General features: G+C 70.4%; 20 protein-coding genes. 9 read left to right on the forward strand and 11 right to left on the reverse strand.

What is annotated here, in order from left to right; genetic code table 11:
• Window positions 1-28 precede the first annotated feature (28 nt).
• The 3 genes from ACGFI1_RS08205 to ACGFI1_RS08215 form a co-directional block, all read right to left on the reverse strand.
• Window positions 29-772 (reverse strand): alpha/beta hydrolase, encoded by a 744-nt coding sequence (locus tag ACGFI1_RS08205; protein ID WP_392784089.1) that lies wholly within the window; start codon window positions 770-772, stop codon window positions 29-31.
• 203 nt (window positions 773-975) lie between these two features.
• Complete coding sequence (locus ACGFI1_RS08210; RefSeq protein ID WP_392784091.1) at window positions 976-1,509, reverse strand: AAA family ATPase; 534 nt, start codon at window positions 1,507-1,509, stop codon at window positions 976-978.
• A 61-nt stretch (window positions 1,510-1,570) separates the two neighbouring features.
• Window positions 1,571-2,707 (reverse strand): FAD-dependent oxidoreductase, encoded by a 1,137-nt coding sequence (locus tag ACGFI1_RS08215; protein WP_392784092.1) that lies wholly within the window; start codon window positions 2,705-2,707, stop codon window positions 1,571-1,573.
• Window positions 2,708-2,787: 80 nt separating this feature from the next.
• Between ACGFI1_RS08215 and ACGFI1_RS08220 the strand changes: the two genes are divergently transcribed.
• The 4 genes from ACGFI1_RS08220 to ACGFI1_RS08235 are packed head-to-tail and all read left to right on the forward strand — an operon-like array spanning window position 2,788 to window position 5,157.
• Window positions 2,788-3,279: an RNA polymerase sigma factor gene (locus tag ACGFI1_RS08220; RefSeq protein WP_392784094.1), complete on the forward strand. Its 492-nt coding sequence runs from the start codon at window positions 2,788-2,790 to the stop codon at window positions 3,277-3,279.
• A complete protein-coding gene (locus ACGFI1_RS08225) occupies window positions 3,276-3,710 on the forward strand; it encodes a hypothetical protein (RefSeq protein WP_392784096.1) in 435 nt (144 codons plus the stop codon). Before ACGFI1_RS08220 ends, ACGFI1_RS08225 begins: the two co-directional genes overlap by 4 nt.
• Window positions 3,711-3,766: 56 nt before the next feature.
• The gene (locus ACGFI1_RS08230; RefSeq protein ID WP_392784098.1) at window positions 3,767-4,582 is read left to right on the forward strand and encodes a metalloregulator ArsR/SmtB family transcription factor; all 816 of its coding nucleotides are present in this window, start codon (window positions 3,767-3,769) and stop codon (window positions 4,580-4,582) included.
• A gap of 17 nt (window positions 4,583-4,599) precedes the next feature.
• Entirely contained in the window at window positions 4,600-5,157 is a 558-nt protein-coding gene (locus ACGFI1_RS08235) for a dihydrofolate reductase family protein (RefSeq protein ID WP_392784099.1), read from the forward strand.
• 394 nt (window positions 5,158-5,551) lie between these two features.
• Here the strand turns inward: ACGFI1_RS08235 and ACGFI1_RS08240 are convergent, their stop codons facing one another.
• Together ACGFI1_RS08240 and ACGFI1_RS08245 are read right to left on the reverse strand one after the other, a co-directional pair.
• Window positions 5,552-5,737, reverse strand: a complete 186-nt coding sequence (locus tag ACGFI1_RS08240; RefSeq protein ID WP_392784101.1) for a DUF397 domain-containing protein — start codon at window positions 5,735-5,737, stop codon at window positions 5,552-5,554.
• Window positions 5,728-6,510 carry a helix-turn-helix domain-containing protein gene (locus ACGFI1_RS08245; RefSeq protein WP_392784103.1) on the reverse strand — a complete coding sequence of 261 codons (783 nt, stop codon included), beginning with the start codon at window positions 6,508-6,510 and terminating at the stop codon, window positions 5,728-5,730. Before ACGFI1_RS08245 ends, ACGFI1_RS08240 begins: the two co-directional genes overlap by 10 nt.
• Before the next feature lie 141 nt (window positions 6,511-6,651).
• Here ACGFI1_RS08245 and ACGFI1_RS08250 point away from each other — a divergent pair, with 141 nt between their 5' ends.
• The gene (locus tag ACGFI1_RS08250; protein ID WP_392784105.1) at window positions 6,652-7,032 is read left to right on the forward strand and encodes an ATP-binding protein; all 381 of its coding nucleotides are present in this window, start codon (window positions 6,652-6,654) and stop codon (window positions 7,030-7,032) included.
• Window positions 7,029-7,925, forward strand: a complete 897-nt coding sequence (locus tag ACGFI1_RS08255; RefSeq protein WP_392784107.1) for a hypothetical protein — start codon at window positions 7,029-7,031, stop codon at window positions 7,923-7,925. The genes ACGFI1_RS08250 and ACGFI1_RS08255 overlap by 4 nt, the downstream gene beginning before the upstream one ends.
• Before the next feature lie 125 nt (window positions 7,926-8,050).
• On the opposite strand, the gene ACGFI1_RS08260 is transcribed toward ACGFI1_RS08255, so the two are convergent.
• The 3 genes from ACGFI1_RS08260 to ACGFI1_RS08270 are packed head-to-tail and all read right to left on the reverse strand — an operon-like array spanning window position 8,051 to window position 11,174.
• A complete protein-coding gene (locus ACGFI1_RS08260) occupies window positions 8,051-9,892 on the reverse strand; it encodes a serine/threonine-protein kinase (RefSeq protein ID WP_392784109.1) in 1,842 nt (613 codons plus the stop codon).
• On the reverse strand, window positions 9,796-10,557 hold the full coding sequence (locus ACGFI1_RS08265; RefSeq protein ID WP_392784111.1) for a hypothetical protein: 762 nt from the start codon (window positions 10,555-10,557) through the stop codon (window positions 9,796-9,798). The genes ACGFI1_RS08260 and ACGFI1_RS08265 overlap by 97 nt, the downstream gene beginning before the upstream one ends.
• Window positions 10,558-10,580: 23 nt before the next feature.
• The gene (locus ACGFI1_RS08270; RefSeq protein WP_364546981.1) at window positions 10,581-11,174 is read right to left on the reverse strand and encodes a hypothetical protein; all 594 of its coding nucleotides are present in this window, start codon (window positions 11,172-11,174) and stop codon (window positions 10,581-10,583) included.
• A 156-nt stretch (window positions 11,175-11,330) separates the two neighbouring features.
• Between ACGFI1_RS08270 and ACGFI1_RS08275 the strand changes: the two genes are divergently transcribed.
• Complete coding sequence (locus tag ACGFI1_RS08275) at window positions 11,331-12,284, forward strand: zinc-binding dehydrogenase (protein ID WP_392784113.1); 954 nt, start codon at window positions 11,331-11,333, stop codon at window positions 12,282-12,284.
• On the opposite strand, the gene ACGFI1_RS08280 is transcribed toward ACGFI1_RS08275, so the two are convergent.
• From ACGFI1_RS08280 to ACGFI1_RS08290, 3 genes are all read right to left on the reverse strand, one after another.
• A complete protein-coding gene (locus tag ACGFI1_RS08280; RefSeq protein WP_392784114.1) occupies window positions 12,281-13,456 on the reverse strand; it encodes an alpha/beta hydrolase family protein in 1,176 nt (391 codons plus the stop codon). The two genes, ACGFI1_RS08275 and ACGFI1_RS08280, sit on opposite strands and share 4 nt — an antisense overlap.
• 106 nt (window positions 13,457-13,562) lie before the next feature.
• Window positions 13,563-14,216 (reverse strand): hypothetical protein, encoded by a 654-nt coding sequence (locus tag ACGFI1_RS08285; protein ID WP_301175793.1) that lies wholly within the window; start codon window positions 14,214-14,216, stop codon window positions 13,563-13,565.
• A gap of 32 nt (window positions 14,217-14,248) precedes the next feature.
• Window positions 14,249-15,055, reverse strand: coding sequence for a class I SAM-dependent methyltransferase (locus ACGFI1_RS08290; RefSeq protein ID WP_301175792.1), 807 nt, complete (start codon window positions 15,053-15,055; stop codon window positions 14,249-14,251).
• A 46-nt stretch (window positions 15,056-15,101) separates the two neighbouring features.
• Here ACGFI1_RS08290 and ACGFI1_RS08295 point away from each other — a divergent pair, with 46 nt between their 5' ends.
• A complete protein-coding gene (locus ACGFI1_RS08295) occupies window positions 15,102-15,437 on the forward strand; it encodes a hypothetical protein (protein WP_301175791.1) in 336 nt (111 codons plus the stop codon).
• A 66-nt stretch (window positions 15,438-15,503) separates the two neighbouring features.
• On the forward strand, window positions 15,504-16,376 hold the full coding sequence (locus ACGFI1_RS08300; protein WP_392784565.1) for a crotonase/enoyl-CoA hydratase family protein: 873 nt from the start codon (window positions 15,504-15,506) through the stop codon (window positions 16,374-16,376).
• Window positions 16,377-16,397: the final 21 nt, after the last annotated feature.

Below are 16,397 nucleotides of genomic sequence, written 5' to 3' on the forward strand. Positions count from 1 at the left end.
CGCCGGACCGGGCGCCGACACGCTCACATCACCCTCGGCCGAGGTGCCGCGCGAAGAACCGGACCGCGCTGCCGGCCTCGAACCTCGGCAGGTCCTTGTGCCTGCCCGTGTTGGCGTGCAGCGTCTTCTCCGCCGAGGCGAAGGCGTCGAACAGCGCGAGACCGGCCGGGCGCGGGATGTGCTCGTCGTCCCACTGGAGGACGAACTCCACCGGGACGGTGATCTGCTTCGCCGCCTCGGCCAGCCGGTCGGGCCAGTGCAGACCGAACACCGCGGCGGTGATCCGGGAGTCGGCCGCCGTCAGCGGCACGCCCACCGCGGTGCCCATGTTCAGCCCGAAGTAGCCGACCGGCCCGCCGGCGCCGATCTCGGGGAGCCGCTGGAGGGCGTCCAGGGCCGCGCGGTACTCCGGGACGGCGCGTTCCGCCAGGTGGGCGTTGTAGCGGACGACGATCGGGCCCTCCGGCTCGCCAGCCGCCCGCGCCCGGTACAGCGCGGCGATCTCCTCCTCGTCGTGCGCCGTGCGCGGCCGGTCGCCGTGCCCGGGGGCGTCGAGGACGGCGACGTGGAAGCCGCAGCCCTCCACGAGGAGACGCGCGCGCCCCGACATCGCCGGGGACTTCTTGTGGTTGCCGCCGCCGTGGCCCATCAGCACGAGCGGCGCGCCGCCGGTACCGGCCGACCAGAGCACACCGGGGACGCCGTCCACGGTGAAGTCGCGTTCGATGACGCCGCCGGACGACGTCTCCGCAGTGAAACGCAAGGAATGCACAGGTGATGCCTTTCGGGAGTGCCTGACTGTCGAGGCGCTCCCGGCGACCCCTACGTCAATCGCCCGACCGTGACGACGAGGGGAGCACCCACATCGATACAGCGTTCATGGGTCTCACCTCCAAGCGTCAGAACACGGCCGACGGCAACCTATCAACCGTCCACGTGCGCGGCCCACTCCTTTTTCGCGCGCTCGGAGCGCGCTCAGCGCAGCTGGTCGGTGACGAACCGGACGCGCTCCTCGACGGGCACGCGGGGCAGTTCCACCAGCTCATAGCCGTACTCGGCGTAGGTCGTCACCATGGACTCGTAGGTTCGTTCCGCCTCGGCCAAGGACTGCTTGCGCTCGGTGTCCTGCTCATAGATCTCGGGCCAGGGCGGGGCGATGAACACGCGCCGCCGATAGCGGAAGGTGCGCGCCGCAGTGTGGACATGCGGCGGGACGGGCCGCCCCTCAAGGCGGAGATAGCCGACGATGTCGGGGATTCCGCGATCGAAGAAGACCGGGCCCGCCTGCGCCTCCATGCTGCGGTAGGAGCGCATCTCCCAGCAGAGCATCATCTCGGCGAACAATTCGACGTCCTGCCAGGGCAGCGCACGGCCCCCGATGGCCACCTGATCCTGGATGACACCCCGCCCGGCCTCCTGGGACCGAGCGAACCCCGCCAGCTCCAGGCGGTCGATCAAGGTGCTCTTCCCGGACCCGGGCCCTCCGGTGACCACAACGAACCCCTCCACCGCCGCAAGCCCCTCTCCACGCCGCCAGAACACCCGCCGACCGCACCCTACGACCCCAAGATCATCGGTAATGGCTGCCCGCCCGCAAACGGTTCTGGACGGCGAGTTGCACGGCGGCGATCCCGACCTCACCCAGCAGCCCCGGCGCGGCGGACTGATCGGTGGCCACGGCGAGCCCGCCACCGCGCTCGACGGCCGGACGGTCACGCCAGGTCGTCCCCGGCAGATCCAGGGCTCCACTGCACTGCGTGCGCAGCGCGCCGCGCCGCCACGACACCGCAGCGCGCCACCCTGGCCAAGCCTGGTCGAGAAGGCGGTGCACTCGCCGTTCGGCATCGGTCTTGCGCTCATCGGGGGCGCACGCAGCCGAAATCTGCACGAGCTCGTGGCCAGGAGGCGCCAACGTCGGGTCGGCCATGCTGTAGCGGGCGACGTAGATCCGCTCGTCCAGGTCCATGATCCGGAACCAGTCGGGGCCATTGTCGGCCCGCATGCCCAGGTCGAACGTTGCCACGCGGGCGCCGGGCCAGGCGAGCGATCCGTCGCCGGTGATCTGCCGCGCCGAGGCGAGGCTGGTCGCCAGGATCGTCGGGCCTGCGGGCAGCGCGGACACCCGCGTCCGAGTACGCATCTCCACGCCAAGACCGGCGGCCCGCTCGGCGAGCAACGAAACCAGGACAGACCACCCGCCGACCACGTACCGCGCACCACCGGCGAGCGCCCGGCGAAGCCCCTGCCGGACGAAGGCGGCCGAGAGCCGTCCCGAATCATGATCGAAGGTGAAGATGAAGGCGACCCCGATGATCGCCTCGGCCATCCCGGCATCGACATGGCGGAGCAGCCACCCCCGGAACGACTCGTCCACCGGCGCCTCCTCGGGCAGCCCGCCGATGGCCTCGCTGAGTTCGGACGGCCAGGGTCCGAGCCGGCCGCCCACCCGGACGAGACCGGCACCGCGCGGCGCCGCCACGACGGGCGGCGTGAGGCCGCGATGCTCCAGCCACGTCCACCACGGCCCGTCCACGTAGATCGCGTGGGGACCGGCGTTGGCCCGGTAGGGGCCGTCCAGCGTGCGCGCTCGTCCGCCCGGCTCGGAATGCGCCTCGGCGACGGTCACCCTCCGGCCGAGCTCGGCCGCCTCGATCGCCGCGGTCAGCCCGGTCAGCCCCGCGCCGATGATCGTCAGTTCTGGTGCCACGAGGGAGCCCTTCTCTGCGGTGTTTCCTCCTCTCGAAGGTGGCGGGGAACCTTGGGAAGGTTCCGAAGTACCTTCCCAACGTGGATCCGGAGATCGTCGCGGCCGCCCAGCGAGGGGACGCGCTCGCGCTGGACCGGCTGCTCGACGAGCTGGCCCCGTACGTCCGCCGCCTGTGCGCGCGGATCGCCCCGGCGGTGGCCGACGACGCGATGCAGGAGGCCCTCCTCGCCGTCTTCCGGGGGCTCCCTTCCCTGGACGCCCCCGAAGCGATCATGACTTGGACGCGGTCGATCGCCGTCCGCACGGCCATCCGCCTGGCCCGCCGCCACGACGCGGAGATCGCCGCGGAGGAGACGGTCATCGACCGCGGCGCGTCCTCCCTCGAAGGACTGGTGGACATCGACGACGCCCTGGCGCGCCTTCCCGTCTCCCAGCGCGCCGTACTGGTCCTGCGCACGCGCGAGGGCCTCAGCGAGGACGAGATCGCCGCCACTCTGGGCATCGCGAAGGGCACCGTGAAGTCCCGGCTGCATCGGGCCAGGGCCGCGTTCCGGGAGGTATGGGAATCGTGACCGGCATCGACCCGATCGACCGCCTCACCATCCTCGCGGCCGCGCTACCAGGCGCCGCCATCGGCCAACGCCGCCTCGCCGTCCCTTTCGACGACGTATGGCAGGTCATCGAAGCCCTGGAGGAAAACCTGCCCCGCTATGAACCGGGCCTAGCCCACGTCCACATCACCGAACGGCACGGCGAGTTCCTCCGCCTACAGGTGCACCACACCACCGGCCATCAGGACTCGATGGAAGCCAGACTCCGTCCGGGCTGGTGCCTGATGCAGTCGCCCACGGTCGTAGTCGCCTTCGCCGCCCGCCCAGAAGGCGACGAGACCCTGCTGGCCCACCTGGAACACCGACGCACCGCGCCCCAACCGCACGACGACGCCCTCGCAAAGATCGACAAGGAGCTCCGAACCATCGAAAGACTCGCCCGCGCCACCTGAGACGTCCCACAAGTATTCCTTGACAAGAATATTCTCTACGAGGAATACTTTGAGGCATGGACGCAGCACTCCTCACCGCACTGGCCGACCCGGCCCGCTGGCGGCTCGTGAGCCTGTTGGCCGAGCGCCCCCGCTCGGTCGGCGTCCTGGCGCAACTCGCCGAGGCGCGCCAGCCGCAGACGACCAAGCACCTGCAGACCCTCGAACGCGCCGGCCTCGTCACCTCCCAGCGCTCCGGCCAGCGCCGCATCTACGCGCTCCGGCCCGGCCCGCTGCGAGACCTGGCGGCGGCGCTGAACCGGCTCGCCGACACCGCGGACCGGACCGGCGGCCCCTACGAGACCTTCGACCGCTACGGCGCGAACCTCGACGCCGAGCGGCGCGCCGCCGAGACCGAGAGGTGGGCCGACGGCCGCTCGTTCCGGTTCGCCCGCTCCCTGCCGGCCCGCAGCGAACTGGTCTGGCGGCACCTGACCGAGGAGACCCTGCTGAGCCGCTGGTGGGCGCCCGAAGGCTTGCGCATCTCCGAACTCGTCTTCCAGACGCGCCCCGGAGGCCGGATCGTCCTCGCCTACCGCGACGCCGAGGACACCACCGACTCGGACGACGTCGTGGGCCGCGCGGAAGGAGCCGTCGAGGACGTCCTCCCCGGCGAGCGCCTCTCCTACCGGCTGTCCCCGCTGCTTCCCGACGGCGGCCTCGCCTTCACCGCCCACATCACCTTCGAGCTGCGGCCCACCGACACCGGCACGCACCTGGACGCCCACTGGCGGCTCACCGACAGCACCGTCCAGTCCGCCGACTCCATCGCCGGCATCGAGATCGGCTTCGGCCAGAGCCTCGACAAGCTCGCGGCCGTCCTGGCCGCCTAGAACACCAGGAGCTTCCCATGGGACGACTGATCATCAACGTGGCCATGACCGTCAACGGCGCCTTCGAGGCCCCCGCGGCCGAGCCGCAGGGATGGCTCGTCACCGACCCCGACAGCATGCAGTCCGGCCGCGAGATGTGGGAGGCGGCCGACGCCATGGTGCTCGGCCGCAAGACCTACGAGGGACTGTCCGTCGTCTGGCCCCAGCTCGCCGAGGTGCCCGGCTTCGAGGCGTACGCGGCCCGCATGAACGGCATGCCCAAGTACGTCGCGTCCAGGTCGCTGACCGGGCCCCTCGACTGGAACGCCACCCTGCTCGAAGGCGACCTAGCCGAAAGCATGAACCGCCTCAAGGAAGAGCACGCCGGCAACCTGATCGCCCCCAGCGCCGGCGAACTCACCCGCGCCCTCATCGCCCACGACCTCGTCGACGAGTTCTGGTTCAACGTCAGCCCTTACCTGTGGGCGACGGGCCCCCGCATTTTCGACGAGATCGGCCCCGTCCGCCTGCAACTCGTCAACACAACGACGTTCCCCTCAGGCGTAGTCCGCCTCTGCTACCGCCCCACCAAGTAACCCCCCCATGCTGGTGCCCACCCAGGGCACCAGCACCGGCCATCGCCCCCCAGAACCCTCACCAACGAAGCCCGCGAAGCCCAACCGACGACCCGCTACGACCGCCGCTTCGACTCACGCAAAGCACCGAAACGCAACCGGATCGAGGAGCAGCCTGGGCCCGTCCAGATCCTTGGAGTCCCGACGGCCACAGCCTCGGTTAGGACGACCAACTCGACGCCCGAGCCGCCGTGATCTTTTGCTTTGCTGCGCTTTATGCCACTTCACTTGCTTCACAGTGACACTCCTACTGCGGGGGTGCATGAAGCTAAGCGTGCATACGCGGTGCTGGATCGTCTAGACGCGGGAGGGCCCTAACCGAGCAACCTGCACGATGTGGCTCGTCAGGGGTTAGCTACCGCTGCTTGAGGTCCCTCAGAAGTGCGCGGAATGCGGTGGAGGTTAGACGGATTTGGGGTCCGTCCGGACTCTTGGAGTCGCGGATGGCGATCATGTCGGGGAAGGACGCCAACTCCACGCAGTTGTCTCCCGACTCACTGCTCCGACGTGACTTTCGCCACTGCACGCAACTTACGTCCACAGTTCGCGCACGACCTTCCGCATCATCTCTACAGACTGGCCCGCAGATAGTGAGTGAGCTTGCAGCCTACTAAATGTCTCGTTGGCACTCGATAGGTCGCTAACCTCTGTGCTGGTCTCGCCTCCTACCGCGGTCTCGATGTAGACCGCTTCGCTTCGGTCGGCCTGGGTGGCGATCGTGAAGGATGCCCTTGCGTCACGATGGTAAGCGATGGGGGCGATCTGGAGGATGACGTTGTCGCGCGCGGACATCGCGATCAGATGCTCAAGCTGCTCACGCATCACCTCTCGAGAGCCGACCTGTCGGAGGAGAACGCTCGCATCCAAGACCACGAACAAGATAGGTGCGCCCTCTTTCGTCAGTAGGTCTTGGCGGCGCATGCGGGCTTGGACGGCTTCCTCGGAGCGAAGGATGACGCGAGCGTACGCCTCGACCTGCAGGAGGCCGTAGACGAGGCGAGTCTCGTAGGCCCGAAGTAGCGCTGCAGTGCCCTCGGCTGTTGAGAAATCTGCAAAGTACTTTGGATAGCCGGTTTCTCTGATGTGCTGATGCCAGGCCTTGACAAGTGCCTCGCCGGTGCTGAGCGCGTCATCAAGGCGCTTTGCGAAATCTTCCCGACACCGCGTGCTCCCAGACTCCACTTGGCTGACGTAAGAACGGCTGACGGCTACGCGTATCGCGAGGTCCGTCCGAGTCAGGCCCGCGCCTTCGCGTGACTTGGTGACCTCCGCGCCGAACGCTCGCAGCTTCGGCGATGGCTTACGAACAGGCACAGTCGCTCCAAGGCGTCAGTGAACGTAACTGCGTCAGGGTGAGCGTTACCGGAACGTCTCTATCTCCCCGCTTCGCTAGTGACCCTACGCTTCGGAGTGGATTCTGTGCGCAGAGTCACAGAAATCCGGAGGTGATCGTTTATGCAGGGGCGTGCGGAGATCGTCGTCCCGGTTCGGGCGGAGTCGGTCAAAACGGCTCGGGACTGGGCGGGGAACGTCCTGGAGAGGTGGGGGCAGGACGCCTACGTGGCGCAGGTCGTGGTGTCGGAGCTCCTCACCAACGTCCTGCAGCACACCGGGAGCGCCTCGGCGACAGTGCGGCTCATCCAAGCGGACAGGGGCACCGTCGTGGAGGTGTGCGACTCCTCCGACGTCCTGCCGGCCGCGGGCTCGGCGGATCTGCTGAGCGAGGACGGACGCGGACTGGCCATGCTCGGCGCGCTCGTCAAGGAGTGGGGCGCGCAGCCGCTCGGTGGCGGCGGGAAGGCAGTGTGGGCCCTCCTGCCCGACGGGACGGCATGACCGAGGCCGACGCGCTGGCTCGGCTGCGGACGCGCTTTCCCGGCTGGGCCGTGTCGGTGGAGCGCGGCATGTGGCGGGCCTCCGGAACGCGGTGCATCTCGGCGACGTCGCCGGAACTGCTGGAGGCGGCGATGCGCGGCGAACCGCCGTTCTCCGACGACCTCTCAGCGCGCAGGGTGAGGGTTGGGCGCACCGGCGCTTTGGTGAGGCGCGGCCTCACTCTGCATTCCCTCGCACGGGGGATTGGATCTGCCCGTGCGGGGGAGTTGTGCGGCGGGCGTTGCGGCGAGCGTGGAGGCATGCGACGTCACGAAGCAGCCGATGTGCACTCTGCCCCTGTGATTCCGCGCCGGGCCCGCTGGATCGCCTACGCCGTCCCCTTGTGCGTGCTGCCGTCCTCGGTCTTCCGGCTCACGCTGACGCCCGACGACGCGACTCTCGGTGAGGCGATTTACATCCCGGCGCTCAGTGCCGTGTCCTTCGCTTTCGCTCTGCTTGCGCTCGGGCTGGTGCGGCCATGGGGCGAGACCGTCCCCCGATGGGTCCCATTCGCAGCCGGACGGACGATCCCAACGCGCGTGGTGGTGGTCCCGTTCGCCACGGCCGCAGTGCTGATCACCCTGCTGGCCGCCTACGGCGGACTGAACGCGGTGTTCGGGTTCGTAGATTCGGCGCCGGTGCTCATCGGCAAGGAACGCCCCGATCGTCCCGCGGGCTCCGAAGACATCGGCCCGCTCGGCGTCGCCTCGTACGCGCCCTTGCTGGCGTGGGGGCCGCTCCTCGGAGCCGCGACCCTGTCCTACTACCGCCGCCGCACGACCGCGCGTCCCGCACAGGCATCGGTCCCGCCAACGGACACTTTGGCTGGGACCTCGAAAGGGCACCGCTCGTGAAAGCGGGCCCTACCTGGAAAGGGTCAGCGTCCGGCGCCGACCGCGGCGGCGATGACGAATGTGATCAGGCCGCCGGTGACTCCCAGAAGTCCTGGCGGTCGTATGGGCGGCCGTGCCCGGACGGCTCAGTCTTCCAAAACCTCGATCAGCGGGGCCGAACCCTGGTTGACCGTCCCCATCGCCTCCTGTGACACCCCGTCGCGTTCGCCTGTGATCCGCATGGGGGAGATCGATGTCACGAGGTAGGTGCCGGGGGCGAGAGTCCTGGGACCCGGAATTCGAAGCGTGTACGTTTGGGTCCACTTGCTGTGGTAGGCGCAGTCGGCCTTGACGTAAGGCTCTGTTTTGCCGGTCAGCTTGTGAGTCGCCCGGACGAATACGGCGCCGGTTCCGGTGGGCAACCGCTTCGGCTTCGCCGGAGGAACGCGGTAGAAGGCCAGGTCGTACGAGGACTGGTTGGGCGAGTCGCTGTCGAGCCAGCCGAACTTGTAGTTGCCGGCGACGTCGTCGCGGTTCGGGTGTTCGCCGAAACACTGGCGACGTCCGCCGGGCAGGTATTTTCCGCCCAGTGGTGAGCGGGCCCGGAACAGCTGGACGAGCCGCAGTGACGAGCCGCGCTTCACTCTTGCCGGGGTGACCGTCATGGTCACGTCCATGGTGGGCGTATCGGACGCGGGCATGTTCGGCTGTCCCACGAGAATCCCCGGCCGGGTCCAGTGGGCGTGGATCCCGCCGTGGCTCTCACCGCCCACGCCGGGGCCGGAAGGCCAGAGCACGTAGGCGGCGATCACCGCGCCCACCCCGCCGACACCGATGCCCGCGATGCCCTTCGCTCCGCCGACCTTGCTCAGGACGCCCTTCGAGACGGAGGTGCCCGTCTTCGCCATCACGTCCATCGACGTGGCACCTTGCGCGAGACCCGCCGACAGATGTCCTGCCGCCGTGGAGGCCGCCGCGCCGGTCGCGGTAGCGCCGGGGGCCAGGAGAGCGCCGCCGAGCATCGCCAGCGGGACGGCCGTCACCACCATCGCGGCGATCGCGCCCAGCGCGAGGATTCCGCGGCGTTCCCAGTCGGGCCCGTAGGTCCGGACGGCGACGCTTTCCAGTTCGCTCACGAATTCGTAGGCGTTCCAGACTCGGTCGCCGGGGCTTCTCGCCAAGCCTCGCTGCACGAGTGGGTGCAGAGGCTCGGGCACACTCTCGAACGATGTGAAGCCCTCGTCGTGTGCGGCCCTCAGTTCGGCGAGGGTGGCGCCGCTGAAGGGCTTCGTGCCGGTGACGCACTCAACGAAGACGCACGTCGCCGCGTACATGTCGGTCGCGGGAGTCGCGGGGTCGCCCGCCCATTGTTCGGGAGCCATGTAGGCGGGTGTCCCCGACCGGCCGCCCTGCCCGGTGAGGACGGCGATCCCGAAGTCGATGAGTTTGCTCTGACCGTCGTCCTGGACGAGGACGTTCCCGGGCTTGTAGTCGCGGTGGACGACCCCGGCCCCGTGCGCGGCCCCCAAGCCGAGCAGCGAGCCCTTCAACGTCGCTAATGCGGCTTCGGGCGCCAGTGGCCCATTGTGCTCGTCCAATACCTTCCGGAGCGGACGGCCCGGCACCGCCTCCAGAATGAGCGCCGCTCCCCAAGGGGATTCCAGGTAGTCGAGTAATCGCGCCACATGCGGGTCGTTCACCCGCTTGAGCATCTGCGCCTCGTCGCGGAAGACGCTCCTGGCGGCCGTGTCGCCGAGCAGGTCGGCGGCAAGGTACTTGATCGCGACCGGTGGCCCGCCGGACTCGTGCCGGGCGAGGACGACCTCACCCTGCGCGCCTGTTCCCAGCTGCGCGGTCTCGACGAACCCCGGCAGTCGACGTCGTTGCTGTGTCACTGGCCCGTGTTCGTCTGGATCTCGCTGACCACCAGCGGTGTAGCGGGCGAGGGCATGGACTCGTTGCCCAGGGTGCCCCCTTGCGGATCGCACGCGGGCCCCGCACAGGTCCAGGTGAGTTCCCAGGTGACGGTCGCGGTGATCTTGTAGGTGCCGCCGGGTTCCCCGGCGGACGACCGCCGGTAGGTGTGGCTGCAGGTACTTCCGTCCTTGCGGCCGGCGTCCTTGCAGGTCTTCTGCGTCTCACCGAGGTTCCAGGTGACGGAAACGGGTGTGGCCGTGGCCTGGATCATCTGCCCGCCGCCGCCGATCGGCCGGGTCTTCACCACGTCGAAGCCCTCCACCCACAGGGCGGTCCGGACGCGGACATAGGTCTTGTCGGACGGCGCGGTGTGGACCGTGGGCGTCGGCAGCTCCGCCGCGCTCTGCGCCGCTCTCACCCAGTCGAGGGTGGTGGGCGCCGCCGGCGGTGGTGGCCCGCCCCCTTCGACCGGAATGAATCCCGGTGCCTCGCTGTCCGTCAGACCTTCGGGGTCGGGCGGTTCCACGGGACCGGAGGCTCCGCCCCCGGAGGGGGAGCCCTGCCCGCCGGAGCCGCCGGACCCGGTCCCTCCGTCGCTCCAGTGGCAGCCGAACGGATTCCCCTTCTTGCAGTCGTCGGCCTGGGCGGCGGTGGCGCTCAGCAGGGGTGTCGCGAGGGCGACCACGAGGATGGCGGCGGAGCTCACGGCGCGGTGGGCTCGGAGGGTGCGAGGCATCGTGTGTCCTTGCCTGCCGGCGGTCAGCATTTGTCGTCCCGGACGAAGGCGGCGGCCTTCCAGACGCCGGAGTCGTACTGGAGGGTCGTCCGGAAGACCCGGGCGTCGCCCGGCCCCCCGTCGATGCGCTTACCGGTCCTGGCCGAGTACCGGTAGCTGAGAAGGGTGCGGATGCAGTCGATGACGTAGACCTTCGTGCTGTCCTTGGACCTGGCGTAGACGCGCGGATTGAAGGTGCTGCTGAAGCGCCAGATCTCGCCCTTGGCCTTGACCGTCTCCACTTCCTTCGTGACCTCGGTGAGGAGGGGGTCCATGGCGACGTCGGCCAGGCCGGACGGGTCGTTGGTGTCGTACGCCTTCTTGTAGGCGTCCTGGTAGGCGCGGTAGCGCTTGAGGACGGTCTTGAACAGCTCCTCCGTCGGGACGGCCGAGGGGGCGTCGGCGACCTGGGAGGGGGTGGCGGCGCCGTTGTCCAGGGAGCCGTTCGGGTCGAGCCGGCCGTTGGAGGACGGGCCGGACGATCCGCACCCCGCGACGGCGAGGAGGGACGCGACGGCGAGCAGGGACGCGGCGCGGCTTGACCGGAGCGGGGAGGAACGTACCAACCGGGCGCGCATCGTCTTCCTTGAGCGGCAGCCGACAACGGGGCGGAATACGCGGAAAGCTTACAGAGGAGCGTGGGGCGGGAAAAGGGATTCGTTGCGAAACAGTTTGACCTCGACCTTGGTTGAGGTAGCACGCTGGCGGTGTCACCACTGACAGGAGGGGTTCTGATGCGTGCGGTGTGGTTGAAGGAGTTCGGCGGGCCGGAGGTGCTCGTCCCCGGGGAGGCGTCCGACCCGGTCCCCGACGAGGGGCAGGCGCTCATCGACGTCGAGTTCGTCAACATCACGTTCGTGGAGACGCAGATGCGGTCCGGGACGGGGCCGGCGCCGGTGAAGCTGGAGCCGCCCGTGATCCCCGGGAACGGGGTCGGGGGTGTGGTCGCGGCGGTCGGCGAGGGTGTGGACGCGGGGCTCGTCGGGCGGCGCGTCGTGAGCAGTACCGGGGGCAGCGGCGCCTACGCGGAGAAGGTGGCCGTCGACGCCGAGGGCCTGTTCGAGGTGCCGGACGGTCTCGCGCTCGATGACGCCGTGGCGCTGCTCGCCGACGGCCGGACGGCGACGATGATGGTCGGCGCGGCCGGTGTGCGTGCGGGGGAGCGGGTGCTGGTGGAGGCGGCGGCCGGTGGGGTCGGGACGCTGCTCGTCCAGTTGGCGAAGGCGCGGGGTGCGGCGGTCGTCGCGGCGGCCGGGGGTGCGAGCAAGGCCGAGGTCGCGATGGGTCTCGGCGCGGACGAGGCGGTCGACTACCGCGAGCCCGGCTGGGCCGGGAAGGTCGGTCCGGTGGACGTCGTGTTCGACGGTGTCGGCGGTGATGTGGCGCGGGAGGCGTTCACGCTGCTGCGGAGCGGTGGCCGCATGGTCAGTTTCGGGCTGGCGTCCGGTGAGTGGGCGAGCATCCCGGAGGAGGACGCCGCGGGACGGGGTGTGACGCTCGTCCGGCCGCAGGCCACGCCTGAGCAGCTCCGGGAGTTCACCGTGAGCGCGCTTGAGGAGGCGGCCCAGGGGCGGCTTCGTCCTGTCATCGGTCGGCGGTTCCCGCTTGAGGGGGCGGCCGACGCGCACCGGGCGATCGAGTCGCGGTCGACCGTCGGTAAGACGCTGCTGGAGGTCCGGCCGGGCTAGGCGACCTTCTTCAAGAACGTCTGGAGGTTGGCTTCGTAGGCCGACGGGTCGACGTTCCACGATTCGGTGTGGTCGCCCGGTGTGGGGATGTGCGTCACCATGCCGGGCGGTGCCGTGCGGGCGAAGGTGTAGGCGGGGCCGTTATCGACTGTGGCGTCGTCCCTGGTGGTGAAGAGGAGTACGGGGGTGCGGAGGCGGGGTGCGAAGCGGCGCTGGTCGTAGTCGGCCAGGTCGATGCCGATGCGCCATTCCAGGACTTGCTTGGCCACGTCCGTCATGAAGCCCGGCAGGTTGCGGGCGGCGCCCTGCTTGTCCAGGGTGGCGCTCCAGTCGAGCACGGGGGAGTCCAGGACGACGCCCCGCACGAACGACGGGTCCTTGCGCAGGGCCGTCATCACCATCGCGCCGCCCATCGACCATCCGTACAGGACGACACCGGTCGCGCCGTGTGCGCGCGCATAGCCCATCGCGGAGATGACGTCCTGCCACTCGGTGTCGCCGAGATGGTTCTTGCGGTCGCCGGATGAAGGCGCGCCCACGTCGTTGCGGTACGCGATGGCCATCAGCGGCATGCCCATCTCGTGCACCGACTTCATGACGCGGAAGGTCTCCGCCTTGTCGGCGTTCCGTCCGTGGACGGCGATGACCCATGTCCCCTTAGAGGACGCCCCAGGCACCAGCCACGCCGGCATGGGCCCCGCCTTGGACGGATACGTGACGTCCTCGAAGGGCAGCCCCACGGCCGTCTTGGGGTCGCCGTCGTACATCCAGTGGTCGATGGCGGCGGGCACGTCCTTCGCCAGGGAGCCCGACAGGACGGACGAGACCTTCCGGACGACATGCCCGTCATCGCCGCCGACGACCGGCCCGAGCACGGCGCGGCCGTCCTTCCAGACGAGCGACCAGGTCCCGGGGCGCTCGGTCACCGGGACGCGGGGGAGGGTGACGGTGCCGTCCGCCGCGTCCACGATGGTGAGCGGGTACTCGGCGGTGTGGTCGACCTCGATCGCGACGCCCGCGAAGTACCAGCCCACCCCGCCGACCGCCGCGGACAGCAGCACGGCGAGCGCGACGAACGTCGCCATCAGCGGGCGGACGAGGCGGCGGCGCCGCGGGCGGACCGGCGGTTCGGGCGGCGCCGGTGCCGGGGATTCTGGGGCTTCGGTCGACACGACATACGAAGTTAGCTTCTCCCGGGCGCCGCGAAAGCCCGGGTCACCCCGTGGTGCGGATCATCTGCCGGTCAGGTGCCATCAAGGGAACCCCCGGTGTACCCCCTCAGGCGGTGCCGATGGCGGACACCAGGCCCAGCGCGAGCACCAGGTCCAGGTGGATGAACGTCTCCAGCTTCGCGCCCGGCGGCACGTCGGGGTCGGCGGCGAGCCGGTCGAGGACGGCGAACGCGCCCGGGGTGTCCAGGTCGTCGGCGAGCGCGGCCTCCGCCCGGGTCGCGTACTCCCGGTTCATGGGACGGCCCGGAGCCGTCGCCCACTCGGCGACCTTGCCGCGCCAGCCGTTCAGCCGTTCGGCCGCAGCGGAGAGACGCGCGTCGGTGAGGTCGGCAGGCTCCCGGTAGGGGACTTCCAGCATCGCCAGACGGGCCGCCACCGCGTCCGTGGGTCGCGGGCCCGTTTCGGTGGGCACCGTTAGGCACAGGGCGTCCACAGCGGTGTCCGCGGAGACGTACACGTCGGCGTCGGGGAGCGGCGCGTCGAGTACCTCGAACGGGGCGACACCGTAGTCAGCTGAGGCACCGCCATCAAGGGTGCTCACCAGGCGGACGCGGCGCCCGCCCCGCTGCGCCACGCGGCGCAGCAGGTCCGCGACCACCAGCGTGCGGTACCCCGCACCGGGCAGGGCCTGGACGCGCAGTCCCGGCCCGGCCGGTAGCGGCTCCGTGCGTCCCGTCCGGTGGTCGTACAAGCGCAGCATGACCCCACCCTAGGCGGGCCTCTGCGCGAGGCTCAGAGCGGGCGGTCGGACGCCAGGGGGCCGAACGGCAGTGGCGCGGCCCCGTCCGTGCGGCGGACGGCGGCGAACCGCAGCCGCACGTAGTCGGCGACCCAGCCGGACTCGCGGCGCAGCGCGGGCGCGGCGAGGTCGTTGACGCGGTCGAGCAGCGGGTCGACCATCTCCGGCGGGACGTCCGCGAGCGCGCGCCCGGCGTAGGCGCGGACCCAGTCGGCGGCGCCGTTCGGGCCCTCGGTCATCCGGGTCGGGCGCTCGGCGTGCTCCAGCAGCCGCAGCGTGAACCCGCCGTCCTCCAGCTTCGCCGCGTACTCGGCCGGCGAGGGGAAGTACCAGGGCAGCTCCGGCTCGCCCAGGCCGAACACCCGCCAGGCCGTCTGCATCGCGACGATCAGCTCGGCGCAGTTCCCGGCGCCGCCCATCTCGCCGACGAACCGGCCGCCGGGGCGCAGCGCCGCGTGCACCCGCGCGATCACGGCGTCGGGGTCGCGGGTCATCCAGTGCAGCGCCGCGTTGGAGGCGACCGCGTCGAAGGACTCGCCGACGGCGAAGTCGTGGGCGTCGCCGACGATGAAGGACAGCCCGGGTTGCATGGCGGTCGCCTGCGCGACCATCTCGGGGCTGCCGTCGATGCCCAGCACCTCGGCGCCCCGCTCGGCGATCTCCGCGCTGAACGCCCCGGTGCCGCACCCGAGGTCGATGATCCGTTCGCCGGGCTGCGGATCGAGCAGATCGACCAGGGGCGCGCCGTGCGCGGAGACGTACCCGAAGACGGAGTCGTACGTCGTCACGGCCCAATTCACTGTCATAATTTATCGGAGAAAGTCCTGCGAGGAGGCGGCGTTGGGAATGGCGGACGTCACGTCCGAGGTCCGGATCACCGGAGCCGAGCGCCCGGACGGCCTGACGCTGCGCACCGCCGGCCTGGCCGCGCGGGGCCTGCCGGAGCTGCGCGCCGAGGGCCTGCCGCCCTATCTGGGGGACGGCTGGGCGCGCGTCCTCGGTCTCGCGGCGCAGCGGCTCGCGGCGACCGGCGAGCCGCCCGCCGAGCTCGCCCCCGGCGTCGAGATCCGGTTCGAGCCCGCGGGGGACGGGGCGCTCGTCGCCGTCCCGCCGCCGGGGCGCGACGCCGCCGAGTGGCGCCGGGACGTGCTGCTCCGGCTGTTCCCCGAGGCCCGAAGCTGAAGTCTCGTTCTAGAATCGAGTTCTGTCCAGCGTGAGAGGGGCTCGCAGGTGCCGTACCAGGAGCAGGTGTCGTACCGGGAGATCGAGTACGAGGTTCGCGACGGGATCGCCAGTGTCACGCTGAACCGCCCGCAGAAGATGAACGCCTACACGTTCACCATGCGCAACGAGATGCTCGACGCCTTCGACCGCATCGACGCCGACGACGACGTGCGCGCCGTCGTGGTGACCGGCGCGGGCCGCGCGTTCTGCGCGGGCGCCGACCTGAGCGGCGGCGGCGACACCTTCGACAAGGAGAAGTCGAAGGACATGTTCGCCGGCGAGGACGACGTCCTGGAGGACGGCACCCCGCGCGACGGCGGCGGCACGGTGGCGCTGCGCATCGCCCGCTGCCTCAAGCCCGTCATCGGCGCGTTCAACGGCGCCGCGGTCGGCGTCGGCGTCACCATGACCCTCCCGATGGACGTCCGGCTCGCCAGCGAGAAGGCCAAGTTCGGCTTCGTGTTCGCGCGGCGCGGCATCGTCACCGAGGCCGCGTCCAGCTGGTTCCTGCCTCGCCTCGTCGGGATCGCGCAGGCCATGGAGTGGGCCGCGACGGGCCGCGTGTTCGACGCCCAGGAGGCCCTCGCGGGCCGCCTGGTCTCCCGCGTCTACGCGCCGGACGAACTGCTCCCCGCCGCCTACGCCCTCGCCCGCGAGATCGCCGACAACACCTCGGCGGTGTCGGTCGCCGCGATCCGCCGCCTGATGTGGTCGGGCCTGTCCGCCCCGTCCCCGTGGGACGCGCACGCCGCCGACTCCCGGCTGATGGCCGCGCTCGGCGGCGGCGCCGACGCGGTCGAGGGCGTCTCGTCCTTCCTGGAGAAGCGCGACGCCGCCTTCCCGATGCGCGTCAGCAAGGACCTCCCGGCCGAAGTGCCCGACTGGCCCGTCCGCTGACCCCCGCCCGGCGGCCGCCCG

This window comes from Actinomadura geliboluensis, assembly GCF_043197915.1.
In the GTDB taxonomy this organism is placed as follows: Bacteria; Actinomycetota; Actinomycetes; order Streptosporangiales; family Streptosporangiaceae; genus Spirillospora; species Spirillospora geliboluensis.

Coding starts and splice junctions, on each gene's coding strand:
- ACGFI1_RS08270 (WP_364546981.1), bottom strand. CDS start 11,174: ATGCGCGCCCGGTTGGTACGTTCCTCCCCGCTCCGGTCAAGCCGCGCC.
- ACGFI1_RS08250 (WP_392784105.1), top strand. CDS start 6,652: ATGCAGGGGCGTGCGGAGATCGTCGTCCCGGTTCGGGCGGAGTCGGTC.
- ACGFI1_RS08275 (WP_392784113.1), top strand. CDS start 11,331: ATGCGTGCGGTGTGGTTGAAGGAGTTCGGCGGGCCGGAGGTGCTCGTC.
- ACGFI1_RS08230 (WP_392784098.1), top strand. CDS start 3,767: ATGGACGCAGCACTCCTCACCGCACTGGCCGACCCGGCCCGCTGGCGG.
- ACGFI1_RS08295 (WP_301175791.1), top strand. CDS start 15,102: ATGGCGGACGTCACGTCCGAGGTCCGGATCACCGGAGCCGAGCGCCCG.
- ACGFI1_RS08285 (WP_301175793.1), bottom strand. CDS start 14,216: ATGCTGCGCTTGTACGACCACCGGACGGGACGCACGGAGCCGCTACCG.
- ACGFI1_RS08265 (WP_392784111.1), bottom strand. CDS start 10,557: ATGCCTCGCACCCTCCGAGCCCACCGCGCCGTGAGCTCCGCCGCCATC.
- ACGFI1_RS08255 (WP_392784107.1), top strand. CDS start 7,029: ATGACCGAGGCCGACGCGCTGGCTCGGCTGCGGACGCGCTTTCCCGGC.
- ACGFI1_RS08235 (WP_392784099.1), top strand. CDS start 4,600: ATGGGACGACTGATCATCAACGTGGCCATGACCGTCAACGGCGCCTTC.